General features: G+C 30.3%; 11 protein-coding genes. 9 read left to right on the plus strand and 2 right to left on the minus strand.

What is annotated here, in order from left to right; all coding sequences use genetic code 11:
* Positions 1-169: 169 nt before the first annotated feature.
* The 4 genes from CUEA01_RS04710 to CUEA01_RS04725 all read left to right on the plus strand — a co-directional run bounded on the left by CUEA01_RS04710 (position 170) and on the right by CUEA01_RS04725 (position 4,791).
* Positions 170-559 carry a hypothetical protein gene (locus CUEA01_RS04710; RefSeq protein ID WP_234119048.1) on the plus strand — a complete coding sequence of 130 codons (390 nt, stop codon included), beginning with the start codon at positions 170-172 and terminating at the stop codon, positions 557-559.
* A gap of 281 nt (positions 560-840) precedes the next feature.
* Complete coding sequence (locus CUEA01_RS04715) at positions 841-1,380, plus strand: cob(I)yrinic acid a,c-diamide adenosyltransferase (RefSeq protein WP_234119050.1); 540 nt, start codon at positions 841-843, stop codon at positions 1,378-1,380.
* 10 nt (positions 1,381-1,390) lie between these two features.
* The gene (locus CUEA01_RS04720; protein ID WP_234119057.1) at positions 1,391-2,545 is read left to right on the plus strand and encodes a pyridoxal phosphate-dependent aminotransferase; all 1,155 of its coding nucleotides are present in this window, start codon (positions 1,391-1,393) and stop codon (positions 2,543-2,545) included.
* Between the two features lie 635 nt (positions 2,546-3,180).
* The gene (locus tag CUEA01_RS04725) at positions 3,181-4,791 is read left to right on the plus strand and encodes a peptide ABC transporter substrate-binding protein (protein WP_234119059.1); all 1,611 of its coding nucleotides are present in this window, start codon (positions 3,181-3,183) and stop codon (positions 4,789-4,791) included.
* A 444-nt stretch (positions 4,792-5,235) separates the two neighbouring features.
* Here CUEA01_RS04725 and dapB read toward each other — a convergent pair whose 3' ends face one another.
* On the minus strand, positions 5,236-5,994 hold the full coding sequence (gene dapB / locus CUEA01_RS04730; protein WP_234119061.1) for a 4-hydroxy-tetrahydrodipicolinate reductase: 759 nt from the start codon (positions 5,992-5,994) through the stop codon (positions 5,236-5,238).
* Positions 5,995-6,018: 24 nt separating this feature from the next.
* The gene (gene dapA / locus CUEA01_RS04735; RefSeq protein WP_234119063.1) at positions 6,019-6,897 is read right to left on the minus strand and encodes a 4-hydroxy-tetrahydrodipicolinate synthase; all 879 of its coding nucleotides are present in this window, start codon (positions 6,895-6,897) and stop codon (positions 6,019-6,021) included.
* Positions 6,898-7,604: 707 nt separating this feature from the next.
* Between dapA and CUEA01_RS04740 the strand changes: the two genes are divergently transcribed.
* Genes CUEA01_RS04740 through CUEA01_RS04760 form a run of 5 tightly spaced genes read left to right on the plus strand, consistent with a single transcriptional unit; the run spans position 7,605 to position 13,215 of the window.
* Positions 7,605-9,314, plus strand: a complete 1,710-nt coding sequence (locus CUEA01_RS04740; protein WP_234119064.1) for an ABC transporter substrate-binding protein — start codon at positions 7,605-7,607, stop codon at positions 9,312-9,314.
* Positions 9,315-9,369: 55 nt separating this feature from the next.
* Entirely contained in the window at positions 9,370-10,332 is a 963-nt protein-coding gene (locus CUEA01_RS04745) for an ABC transporter permease (RefSeq protein ID WP_234119065.1), read from the plus strand.
* Between the two features lie 12 nt (positions 10,333-10,344).
* Positions 10,345-11,259: an oligopeptide ABC transporter permease gene (gene opp4C / locus CUEA01_RS04750; protein ID WP_234119067.1), complete on the plus strand. Its 915-nt coding sequence runs from the start codon at positions 10,345-10,347 to the stop codon at positions 11,257-11,259.
* Between the two features lie 12 nt (positions 11,260-11,271).
* The gene (locus CUEA01_RS04755) at positions 11,272-12,249 is read left to right on the plus strand and encodes an ABC transporter ATP-binding protein (RefSeq protein ID WP_234119069.1); all 978 of its coding nucleotides are present in this window, start codon (positions 11,272-11,274) and stop codon (positions 12,247-12,249) included.
* Positions 12,250-13,215: an ABC transporter ATP-binding protein gene (locus tag CUEA01_RS04760; protein WP_234119090.1), complete on the plus strand. Its 966-nt coding sequence runs from the start codon at positions 12,250-12,252 to the stop codon at positions 13,213-13,215.
* Positions 13,216-13,241: the final 26 nt, after the last annotated feature.

Here is a 13,241-nt window from a genome sequence, read left to right on the forward strand (position 1 = left end):
TGATAATACGAAAATATTAATTAATGAAAGTATAGAGCAACATATTAATAAAAACTCAAATAATTTTGAATCACATGAAGTTGCCTTCCTAGCCTTAGCTAAAGAAGATAACTTAGATAACATAAACATATTCAAGGTATTTGAATCAAACTTATCAAATATTAAGAAGATGTCAGTTGATATTGACAAACTAAAACAATTAGCTTTAATAAAGTACTGTATTAAAAATAATTTATATCCAGTAATTATTCATACTCATGTAGGGAATAGGAAAAAATTGGAGTTTTCGCATGGTGATAGAGAGTTTGAATTAGCTTTTATAAAAGCATGTAGTATATTAGGATACAAAAATATTTCAATATGGATTGTCTATTCTAAGGTTGGATATTCCGCAAGAATTTATAAAAAAAATAAATATAAATATGTAACTATAGAACATAAAAATCCCATAAAATGTTTTAAACATAGTAATTTGTTTGTTAAAATAGAAATATTATTATATTTCATTGGATTTATATTATCAAAAGTTAAAACTTATTCTACTATAAAAGATACGTAGTGTTAAATGTGAATGCTACGTATCTTTATTATGTTTGTTATTTTGAAAATATGATAAATGCAATAACTGGATTTTGTATTATGACTCAAGAATACTTACTGTCTTTGTATTATTAATAAGTAGATATCTTTAAATTTTTATTATAATTTGTTATAAATGGAATAAAATTAATTAATCTTTTTTTAAAAATAGGTAAACTCTAAGTATGATTAATCATTGACACTAAGTTTAAGCGATTGTATTATGTATATAAATATAATGATAAGTAAAGGGGATTTAACATGAGTAAAATTAGTAAGGGCTATGTTGAGATTTATACTGGTAATGGAAAAGGGAAAACGACTGCTGCATTAGGCCTTGGAATGAGGGCAGCGGGAAATGGAATGAAAGTGTATATGGTTCAGTTTTTAAAAGGTGATTTTACAGGGGAATTAGAAAGTGTAAAAAAGCTTGAGCCTTATTTTAAGATATATAGATTTGAAAAAAAGAGAGATTTTTTTTGGAATTTAAATGAAGAAGAAAAATTAGAACTAAAAAAAGAAATTAAAGAAGCTATTGATTTTTGTATAGATGCAGAAAAAAATAATAAATGTGATATACTCATTTTAGATGAAATTATGGGAGTACTTAGTAATAAAATTTTAGAAGAAGATGATATATTAAATTTAATTGAGATAAAACCAAGTAATATGGAGCTTATTTTAACAGGAAGAAATGTTCCTGAAAAAATTCTTTCTAAAGCTGATCTTGTTACAGAAATGAAACCCATAAAGCATTATTTTGAAAAAGGTATTCCAGCGAGAAAAGGTATAGAATATTAGGAGGTATAAAATGTTAAATAGTAAATTATCTAATGGAGTTCAAAATATAGAAATCTCAGGAATAAGAAAATTCTCAAATAAGGTTGCGGAAGTCGAAGGTGCAATTTCTTTAACATTAGGACAACCAGATTTTCCTGTTCCAGCTAAGGTTAAAGAAGCAATGATAGCTGCAATTAACGAAAATAAAACGCAATACACCTCAAATGCGGGATTAGTGGAACTTAGAAATGAAATAAGTAAGTATCTTAAAAGATTCCAAATTAATTATGATAAGGATGAAATATGCATAACTGTTGGTGGTACTGAAGGCATTTTTGATGTATTTGCAGCTTTAATTAATAGTGGAGATAAAGTTTTAATTCCAAATCCAGCATTTCCTGCATATGAAAGTTGTACCAAACTTTTGGGCGGAAAAGCTATATATTATAATCTAACAGGCAATGATTTTAGTATAGATTTTGAAGCACTAGAGAGCATAATTAAAAACGAAAAACCTAAAGTAATGGTTGTTACATATCCATCAAATCCTACAGGAGCAATTCTTGATAAGGAAGGAAAAGAAAAATTACATAAAATCATTAAGGAAAATGATATAATAGTTGTTTCAGATGAAATATATAGTGAATTATGTTATGCAGATAAATACTATTCATTAGCTCAATGTGAAGATATAAGAAGTAAAGTTATTATTGTAAGTGGCTTTTCAAAGATTTTCTCAATGACTGGTCTGAGAGTTGGTTATGTATGTGCTGATGAGCCATATATTAATGCTATATTAAAAACCCATCAGTATACCACAACGTGTGCAGCATCAATTGCGCAATACGGTGCTTTAGATGGACTAAAATATAGCCTCCCTGATGCAGCATATATGAAAGAAGAATTTAAAAAAAGAAGAGATTTTGTTTATAAAGAACTTAAAGATATAGGTTTTGAAGTTAGTTTACCCAAGGGTGCATTTTATATATTTCCTAGCATAAAAAAATTTGGTATGAAGAGTGAAGAATTTTGTGAAAGCCTTCTTGTGGAAGGAAAGGTTGCTATGGTTCCAGGCTCAGCTTTTGGAAATAATGGTGAAGGCTTTACTAGAATATCATATGCATGCAGTATGGAAGAACTTGAAGAAAGTATGAATAGAATAAGAAAGTGGATAAATGCGAAGTAAGTGTATCGCAGGATATTAAATAAAATTAATAAATCTAAGGTAAAAAACTTTAAAAGCCTAAGAAGTTTCAATAACTCGCTGAAAAGCTGCTCAGACAATTGAAACATCTAAGGCTTTTAAAGTTTTTTGCCTAAGATTTATAAAATTTTATTTAAATCATCCTGCAATACACTTACTTCGCATTATACAGTAGTTTAATGAAAGAACCCATACCAGAGGTTTGGACGTAAGTACATTAAGATTCTTGATCATTTATAATTAATTTTTAATGATCCATTTCAAAAAAATCAGTTAATCAAAAATATTAGTGTGCCTACGGAATTTTGGGACAGTGCAGAATATTTAAAGCATAGCCATTTTTTTCGATAAGATTTACATTAAAAAATATATTTGGGGAAATATAAGTAATGAATTAATGGGGATGTCGCACTAAAAGTTATTTCATACTCAAATATAAAAAAATATGAACCCTTATTTAGAGCAGAGAGTAGTTTGAAATATCTAAGTTCTAAGATTTACCTGACGAGAGGAAGGTAAATCATCCTTCACTCTACTCTTTACTCTTTACTCTCTACTCTGTTTTTATGGTTCTATTAGTGCGGTAGTCTCATACTGTTTTAAAGAAGGTGCTACTCATGGATAATAATAGGACTAAGGTTTTTGCGTGTGCATTAATACTAATCTTTGTTTTAACAGCAGTAGGATGTAAGAGCCAAACAAAAACTAAGAAAGTTGATCAAAATTTAAACTACAACATAATTGAAGAACCAGAAAATTTAGATCCAGCAGTAAATACTACAAGCAGTGGAAAAACAATAATAGGAAATATTTTTGAAGGGCTTACAACATTAAATGATAAGAGTAAGCCTGTGGTTGGAGTGGCAGAAAAATGGAATGTATCCAGTGATGGAACTAAATATACTTTTTTTCTAAAGAAAGATGCAAAATGGTCAGATGGAAAACAAGTTAAGGCATATGATTTTGAATATGCCTGGAAAAGAATTTTAAATAAAAATTTAGGATTAAAGAATGCTTATAAATTGTATTGCCTAAAAAATGGAGAGGCATATAATAACGGAAGTGTAAGTGATAATGAAGTTGGAGTTAAAGCTATAGATGATTCTACTTTAAGCGTTACATTAGAAAAACCTATGCCAAATTTCTTAATATTAACGGCATCACAAATTTGTATGCCTGTTAGATCAGATTTAGTTCAAGGAAATAGCAATTGGGCAACTAGTGATAAAACATGTATAGGAAATGGACCATTTATGCTAAAAGAGTGGAAGAAAAAGGAGTATATTCAACTTGTAAAAAATTCAAATTATGTGGATAGAAAAAAGGTTAAATTAAAAAAGATAAAGTTTACATTTGAAACTGATTCACAAAAATATTATAAAAAGTATAATAGTGATAAATTAGATATAATAGCTTCGCCTCCAGAAGAAGTTAAAAAGGAAGAGGTAAAGGTTTATAAAACATTGGGAGTGTACTTTTATGCCTTTAATTTAAACGGAAATTCTCAAAATAAAGATATAAAAGCAATTTCAGATTCTAAGGTGAGAAATGCAATAAGTATTTCACTTAATAGAAAAATTATCACAGAGAATATATTATCTGATGAAGAAGTGCCAGCAACTAGTATTATCCCATCGGCCATTAAAGATAATGAAGGAAAGGCTTTTAACAGTGGATATTATAGTTCAACTGGAGACTTAGAAAAAGCAAAGAAATTACTTTCGGAAGCAGGATATGAAAATGGTAAAGACTTTCCTAAAATAAAATTGATTTATTTAAATGAAGAGAAAAATAAAATATTGGCAGAAGAAATAAAAAGTATGCTTAAAAAAAATTTAAATATAGAATTAGAAACTAAAGGTTATGATAATAATACATTTACTAGTGAACTTGCAAATAAAAATTATACATTAGTTGCCTTTGAAGTTGATGCGGATTACTTAGATCCAATTATATTTTTAGATTCCTTTGTAACAGGAAGGGGTAGTAACATCGGAGGATATAATAGTGAAGCTTATAATAATTTGATAAAAGAAGCAAAAGATGAAAATATACAATATAATAAATTCAGCAAAATGAAGATGGCGCAAGAGATATTTATGAACGATATGCCTATAATACCAATATGTGAACCTAGTATAGTTGTTGCACAAAAGCAAAATGTAAAAGGGGCTTATACTACTGAGTTTGGAGTGACTTATTTTAAGGAAGCATTTAAAAGCGAGTAATTAGAAAATTTGCAATGCACATGGGTTAAGGAAAAAAATTCCTTAGTGCCTACGGAATTTTGTTATAGTGCAAAGAAATAGTTTTTAAATTGTTATACTTACTGTTTTGAGTTGGAAAATAATTATATATTGTGAAACAAAGATGTAGTGGATTAATCAAAGAACCTTTGGTAGGTGTAGGAAAAAAATGATGTTAGGGAATAGTGGCGAAAAAATTTCTAAATAAAATTGTATAAAACTTAGTGGAAAATTTTTTAAAGCTTTAGAGCTTTAGATTGTTTGAACATCTTTTGGCGAGTTATCGAAAGCTCTTAAGCTTTAAAAAATTCGCCGCTTAGTTTTATTAATTTTATTTAGGATTTTGAGCCGCTATTCACTAACATCATTTTTCTACGCCTGCCAAAGGTTCTTTGATTTTGCACTACACTTTGCTCCGCAATATTTTTATTTTGTGCTTAGAACATTATTCATATCATAAAGTCCAGTTTTCTTATCTGCCATAAAAGCACATGCTTTAAGAGCGCCAACTGCAAAAACCTCTCTTGAAATTGCAGTATGCTTAATTTCTATTGTTTCGCCAATACCAGCAAACAAAACTTCGTGTTCTCCAACAATGCTGCCACCTCTAACTGCATGGATTCCTATTTCATTGTGTTTTTTAGGGCTTATTCCGCTTCTACCATTAATATATGATATAGTTTCACTTTTTATAGAATCTTTAATAGTATCAGCAAGTAAAAGCGCTGTTCCACTTGGTGAGTCTACTTTTTGATTGTGATGTTTTTCTATTATCTCTATATCATAATTGTCGTATAATAATTGGCTTAATTCTTTTAGTATAATATTAACTGCATTAATACCAATAGACATATTTGCAGAGCGGAAAATAGCATGAGTTTTGCTAAATTCATTAATTTTATTGAGTTCCTCCTTAGAATAACCAGTTGTGCATATTACAATGGGAAGATTATTTTTATCAGAATAATCTAGAAGTTCATCTAAGGCATCTGGTCTTGAAAAGTCAAGTATTACATCACAAGGTATATTAACCTCACTAATACTTTTAAAAACCGGATAATTAAAATTAGTCTTTGATGTTTTGTCTACACCAGCGGCAATTGTTATATTATTTTGGGCTTCAGCAGAGTTTGTTACGGCAGTGCCCATTTTACCGCCACAGCCATTAAGTAAAATTTTTATCATAAAAGTACCTCCATTATATATAAATTAAAGTAAACCATATTTCTTTAATTCTAGCTTCAAAGTATTTAAATTTTTTTCTTCCATATCACATAGTGGTAATCTTAATGGACCAACCTTCATGTTAAGCAAGTTCATAGCAGTTTTTATGGGTATAGGGTTTACTTCTATAAATAAAGTGTTTATTAAGGAAAGGGAATCAAGTTGAAGTTTTAAAGCAGCCTCAGTTTTACCTTTCATATATAAATAACAAATATTATGAATGGTTTCTGGAATTATATTTGCAAGTACAGATATTACACCAATACCACCTAAAGATAGTATAGGTATTATTTGATCATCATTACCAGAATATATGTCAAATCTATCTTTGCAAAGTGCCTTGATTTTTGCAATTTGGCTAATATTTCCACTGGCTTCTTTGATTGCTTTAATGTTTTTTGAATCTTGCAATTTATACAAAGTTTCAGGGAGCAAGTTTAATCCTGTTCTTCCTGGAACATTATATAATATAATTGGGATATTGACACTTTCGTCTATAGCTTTAAAATGTTCTATTAAACCTTTTTGAGTAGTTTTATTGTAATATGGCGTTATAACTAAGATTCCATCAACACCAATACTTTCAGCCCACATACTCATTTTTATTGTATCAGCAGTGTTATTACTTCCTGTACCAGCTATAACTGGTATTCTTTTTTTTACTACATCTACAGTAAATTTTATTGTTTCTTTTTTCTCATCTAAAGACATTGTGGAAGCTTCTCCAGTTGTACCACATATTACTATAGCATCAGTTTTGTTTTCTATATGCCACTCTAGAAGGAATTTTAGTTTGTCAAAATCTACACCCAAATCATTGAAAGGTGTAATTATGGCAACAGCGGAGCCTTTAAAAATACACATATGAATTTCACTCCTTAATAAAGCTTTCTATTTAGGTAATATTATAATTACTTACCTATAATATTATATAACGCTTCCATAAAAAAATATATAAATTTTTTGCTAGGATATCAGTATAATTTAGCACGTTAAAGTGATGAAAAATAAACATTGTTTGAAATATTTATCATAATGTTAATAGATTAATAAATTAAGTGCATAAAAAAAATAAAACTTTAAAAAAAATAAAAAAATTTTTTAGTAATATTTATACAATGAAATTTATAATTATTACTAAAATCATAAAAAGATTAAAAAGTTACAAATGCAACGGTGAAATTAGAAAAGAAAAATACATTGCCAAGCTAAGTAATTATAAATGTTCGGTTAAAAATAATTTACCAAATAAACATATATGAAAAGAAAAAAATAAAATTAAGTAAAGGTTATAAAAGTGTTTTTATTCAATATAAAGAAAATTCACAAAAATAATGGAAGCTTGAAAACGGTTGTATGTGTAAATAATGGGTTGACCGGAAAAAAAAAAAGTGGTAAGATGAATCATAAATAAAAAGCAAGCCCACATTTTTGATTTAGTTTTTCGAATAAATGCAAATGCAACTTAATATCTTTAAGTTAATTTTAAATTAAAATCGCTAAGCTTAATTAAAGTAAAATTGCTATGCTTTAGGTAACAGGAATTTATACAATATTAAGGGGGAAAAACAATGAAAAAAAGACAATTAGTTTCTGCACTTGCAGCTGTAATGGCTACTTCAGTAGTATTAACTGCATGTGGATCATCAACTAACTCAAGCACTAAACCAGAAAAAAAGGAAAATTTAACAAATAGTAATGTTCAGGTGATTAAAGCTACTGATCCAAGTAAAGTACCAGCACAAGCTAAAAACAGAAAAGATACAATAGTTGTTGGAGAAATGGCAGCAGAAGGTAAATTTAATCCACTTTATCAAGATAACCAATATGATACCTATATTAACAATCAAATATTTGATTCTCTTTTAGACGTTGATGACAAAGGTCAACCTATTAATGGTTTAGCAACTTATAGCGTTTCAAAAGATGGCTTAACTTATACATTTAAATTAAAAGATGGAGTTAAGTACACAAATGGCGATCCTGTAACTGTGTCAGATGCAGAATTTTGTGCTGAAGTTATAGCTGATAAGAGTTACGATGGCCCAAGTGATTTATCAAGTTGCGGAATTAAAGGCTATGATGCTTTCCACAATGGAACAGCAAGCAGTATATCAGGTATTAAAGTAGTAGATAAAGATACATTAGAAATAACTTTAGATGCTCCTAATTCATCAGCATTAATTTCACTTGGTAGCCTACAGCTTATGGATAAAAATTATTATGGAAAAGGATATACACCAGGAAATACATCTTCAGTTGAAAAAATGCTTAGTAATCCAATTGGAAGTGGTCCATACAAGCTAACAGCTTTCAAATCAGGACAAGAAGCAGATCTTGTAGCTAATGATGATTACTGGAGAGGTAAAGTAAAAACTAAAAATCTTATATTTAAGTTTACAACAGATGATAACAGATTACAGGAACTTAAAACTGGAGATACAGATATAGATTATATTCAAGCACCTAATCCAGAAATTATGTCTCAAGTTCAAGATTTAGGTTTTGTTAATACAACTTTATTCCCTGATAATGGATATAGCTATATAGGAATGAATCTTCAAAATCCTATGTTCAAAGATAAGAGAGTACGTCAGGCACTTACTTATGGACTTCAAAGAAGTCAAATTATAAACACTGTATATGGCAAGTATGCTGATGTATCTAATGAACCAACATCTACAGTTTCAGCTATCTACAATTCAGATGTAAATAAATATGAATATAATGTAGCTAAAGCAAACAAACTTTTAGATGAAGCTGGTTGGAAAAAAGGTTCAGATGGAATAAGAGAAAAGGATGGAAAGAAGTTAGAAATCCATTTCTATCAAAGAACACCACATGCTTTGGCTGATGCATTAGTTCCAGTTGCTAAGACAGATTGGCAGAAAATTGGAGTAAAATTAATTCCTGAAACTATGGATTCAAATACAATGTATGATAAAGTTAAAAAAAGCGACTTTGAAATGTATTGTGGCGCTTGGGGCTTAACAGGAGATCCAGATCAATCAGGACTATTTGGAAGTAAAGGACCTCAAAACTATGTTCATTACTCAAATTCAGATGTTGATAGCGAAATAGCAAAAGCGTTAAAAACAATAGATTTAACAAAGAGAAATAATATAGATAAAGATGTTATGAAAAAATTAAATGACGATGCGGCTTATATATTCATGGCTCAAGTTAAAGTTGCATGGCCTGTAAGTTCAAGAATTACTGGTCTTGATATGTCAGCATTTAAAGATTTCTCATATTCATTATGGAAAGCAGAAATTAAATAGTTTATTAAATGCCTAGCTTTATGCTAGGCATAATTTTAGAAATGGAGGAAATTTAATGAGACAGTACATAACGAGAAGATTGCTGCAAATGATTCCGGTGCTAATTGGAGTTTCTTTTTTGATTTTTATGATTTTTGCAATTTCACCTGGCGATTTTGTATCAGGCATGATTAGTCCACATATGACAGCAGCTAAACAAGAACAAATAAGACATTTATATGGTCTTGACAAGCCTAAAGTAGTTCAATATTTAATTTGGCTTAGAAATGCTGTTACTGGAAACCTAGGAAACTCCTATAAGTTTACACAACCGGTTACTACGGTTATAAACACTTATTTGTGGAATTCTTTTTATCTTCAATTGGTATCATTTATATTGTCAATAGTTTTGGCTATACCAATAGGAGTTTTATCAGCTACTAAACAATACTCATTTTTTGATTCATTTTTTACACTATTTGCTTTAGTAGGTATATCAATACCAACCTTCTTTTTTGGATTGTTGCTTATAAATTATTTTGCTGCAGGACTTCAATGGTTCCCAGTATCAGGAATGGTCAATACTGGAAGCACAGCAACTGGTATTGCTAAATTTATTGATGTGCTACATCACATGTTTCTTCCTTGCTTAGTTCTTACTTTTGCAAGTATAGCAGGTTTTGTTAGGTATGTAAGAACAAGTATGCTTGAAGTTATAAGACAAGATTATGTTAGAACAGCTCGTTCAAAAGGTTTAAATGAAAAGGTCGTTATTTATAGACATGCCCTTAGAAATGGTATGATACCTATTGTTACATTAATAGGTATGTCAATTGCAGGTTTATTTGGTGGTGCCATAATTACAGAACAGATATTTGGATGGCCAGGTATAGGAAAAATAACTATGGATGCAATATATGCTAGAGATTATCCACTTTTAATGGGTATAAATATGCTGTTAGCAGTATTGACACTTCTAGGAAATTTATTGGCAGATGTTTGTTATGCATTAGTTGACCCTAGAGTTAGACTTAAATAAGGAGGTGGACTTATGGAAGCTAAAGTTGATGTTAAAAAAGATATTAAAAAAGAAAAGGCTGTAAGCCCTAAAAGGCTTATTTGGAATAGATTAAAGAAAAACAAGTTAGCTATGTCTGGATTAGTTGTATTGATAGTTATGATTTTATTTACACTAGTAGGACCGTTTTTAACTGGATATACTCAAGAGGCACTTGATTTTGCAAATCCCAAAGCAGGTCCTTCGCTTCAACATTTAATGGGTACAGATAATCTTGGTAGAGATGTACTTACTAGATTAATGTATGGAGGAAGAATATCTATTGCTGTTGGTGTAGTTTCTGTAATTGTAGAGGTAGTTATAGGAAGTATACTCGGAGTAGTAGCTGGATATTACGGTGGAATAGTTGATTCAATTTTAATGAGAATAGTTGATATTATTTTATGCGTACCAACTTTCCCTATATTAATTGTTTTAGGTGCGATACTTTCAGACTTGAAAGTGCCACCTCAAGATAGAATAGGATTTTTGATGCTTATAATAGGATTTTTGAGCTGGCCGTCACTTTGCCGTCTTGTTCGTGGTGAAGTATTGTCTTTAAGAGAACAAGAATATATGCAAGCTTCTGAAGCACTTGGACTTTCAGATTCAAGAAAAATGTTTAAGCATTTATTACCAAATACAGTACCTACAATAATAGTTACAGCTACTCTTGGAATAGGTTCCAATATTTTGTACGAATCTTCACTTAGTTATTTGGGACTTGGAGTTATGCCGCCAGCGGCTTCTTGGGGAAATATGATACAAGCTGTAAATGATTCGTATACTATGCAGCATTATCCATGGCTTTGGATACCACCTGGTTTACTTATACTTTTAACTGTTGTTGCAATAAACATACTTGGTGATGGTCTTAGAGATGCATTAGATCCAAAGCTAAAGAAGTAGGAGGATGGAAGTATGGCAAAAGATTTAGTTGAATTTAAAAATCTAAAAACATATTTTTACACAGAAGCTGGAGTTGTTAAAGCCGTTAATGATGTAAGCTTTAAAATTAAAGAGGGAGAAACTGTTTGTATAGTTGGTGAATCGGGTTGTGGCAAAAGTGTAACAGCAATGTCTCTTTTAAGATTAATACCAAATCCTCCTGGAAAAATTATTTCTGGTGAAATAATATATGATGGTAAAGATATGATTAAACTATCAGAAGATGAAATTAGAAAAATAAGAGGAAATGAGATATCTATTATATTTCAGGAGCCAATGACATCATTAAATCCTGTTTTCACTATTGGTAATCAAATTTCTGAATCTTTAATTCTTCATAGAAAAATATCTAAAGAAGAAGCAAGAAAAATAGCAGTAGATACTTTGAAAATGGTAGGAATACCAAGACCGGAGCAGATAGTAGATGCATATCCACATGAACTAAGTGGTGGAATGAGGCAACGTGCTATGATTGCTATGGCAATTTCATGTAATCCAAAGCTTCTTTTGGCTGATGAACCTACAACAGCATTAGATGTTACAATTCAGGCTCAAATTCTTGACCTTATGAGAGATCTTAAGGAAAAATTAGGAACTGCTATAATGCTTATAACTCATGATTTGGGTGTTGTTGCAGAAATGGCAGACTATGTAGTTGTAATGTATGCAGGTAAGGTAATTGAAGAGGCACCAGTACTTGAATTGTTTAAAAATCCGCTTCATCCATATACTGTAGGTTTACTTAAATCAAAACCTAAAATAAATGATAAAATTGATAGATTATACTCAATACCTGGTCAGGTGCCAAATCCTATTGGAATGCCTGAAAATTGTTACTTCTGTGAAAGATGTGAAAAACGTATTGATAAGTGTACTAAGGATCAACCACATTTAATACAAGTAAATGAAGTTCACAGAGTTGCTTGCTGGCTTTATGAGGAGGGAAAATAGATGGCTGAGACGATTTTAAAGGTTGAAAATTTGAAAAAGTATTTTCCTATAAGAGGAGGAGTTTTTCAAAAAGTAATAGGTAACGTTAAAGCGGTAGATGATGTTTCCTTCGAATTAAAAAAAGGAGAAACTCTAGGAATTGTTGGAGAATCCGGATGTGGAAAGAGCACTATGGGAAGGACAATTTTAAGACTCCACGAAAAAACAGACGGAAAAGTAATATTTGAAAATAAAGACATATTTGCATTGAAAAAAAGAGAACTAAAGGAAACAAGACCTAAGATGCAAATAATATTCCAAGATCCATATAGCTCACTGGACCCAAGAATGACTGTAGGAGATTTAATTGGAGAAGCGTTAATTGATCATAAAATTGCAACAAAACAAAATGTAAATGAAATGGTCCTTGAAACTATGGCACAATGTGGTCTTGCACCTTACCATATTTCAAGATATTCTCATGAATTTTCTGGTGGTCAAAGACAAAGAATTGGTATTGCAAGGGCACTTGCATTAAATCCAGATTTTATTGTTGCAGATGAACCTGTTTCTGCACTTGATGTATCTATACAAGCTCAAATAGTAAATTTGCTATGTGATTTGCAAGAGAAAAAAGGTTTCTCATATTTATTTATTTCCCATGATTTGAGTGTTGTTAAGCATATAAGCACTAAGGTTGGTGTAATGTATTTAGGATCGCTTGTAGAATTTGCAAGTAAGGATGAGTTTTATTCAAATCCAATTCATCCATATACTAAAGCACTTCTTTCAGCAGTACCTGTACCGGATCCAACGTATAAGAAAAATAGAATTGTGCTTAAAGGTGATATACCTAGTGCTTCTAATCCTCCTTCAGGATGCAAGTTCCATACTAGATGTGCTTATGCAACTAAAAGGTGCAGCGAAGAGATACCTCAATATAAGGAAGCATCAAGTGGACACTTTGTAGCATGTCATTTAGTATAATTAATGCGGAAAATTATATGTACTAC

This window comes from Clostridium hydrogenum, from assembly GCF_021432385.1.
Classification (GTDB): domain Bacteria; phylum Bacillota; class Clostridia; order Clostridiales; family Clostridiaceae; genus Clostridium_S; species Clostridium_S hydrogenum.

Excerpts from the sequence above, each read along its gene's own strand:
- dapB (WP_234119061.1), bottom strand. The coding sequence starts at position 5,994 with ATGATAAAAATTTTACTTAATGGCTGTGGCGGTAAAATGGGCACTGCC.
- opp4C (WP_234119067.1), top strand. The coding sequence starts at position 10,345 with ATGGAAGCTAAAGTTGATGTTAAAAAAGATATTAAAAAAGAAAAGGCT.
- CUEA01_RS04760 (WP_234119090.1), top strand. The coding sequence starts at position 12,250 with ATGGCTGAGACGATTTTAAAGGTTGAAAATTTGAAAAAGTATTTTCCT.
- CUEA01_RS04745 (WP_234119065.1), top strand. The coding sequence starts at position 9,370 with ATGAGACAGTACATAACGAGAAGATTGCTGCAAATGATTCCGGTGCTA.
- CUEA01_RS04755 (WP_234119069.1), top strand. The coding sequence starts at position 11,272 with ATGGCAAAAGATTTAGTTGAATTTAAAAATCTAAAAACATATTTTTAC.
- CUEA01_RS04725 (WP_234119059.1), top strand. The coding sequence starts at position 3,181 with ATGGATAATAATAGGACTAAGGTTTTTGCGTGTGCATTAATACTAATC.
- dapA (WP_234119063.1), bottom strand. The coding sequence starts at position 6,897 with ATGTGTATTTTTAAAGGCTCCGCTGTTGCCATAATTACACCTTTCAAT.
- CUEA01_RS04740 (WP_234119064.1), top strand. The coding sequence starts at position 7,605 with ATGAAAAAAAGACAATTAGTTTCTGCACTTGCAGCTGTAATGGCTACT.
- CUEA01_RS04710 (WP_234119048.1), top strand. The coding sequence starts at position 170 with ATGTCAGTTGATATTGACAAACTAAAACAATTAGCTTTAATAAAGTAC.
- CUEA01_RS04720 (WP_234119057.1), top strand. The coding sequence starts at position 1,391 with ATGTTAAATAGTAAATTATCTAATGGAGTTCAAAATATAGAAATCTCA.
- CUEA01_RS04715 (WP_234119050.1), top strand. The coding sequence starts at position 841 with ATGAGTAAAATTAGTAAGGGCTATGTTGAGATTTATACTGGTAATGGA.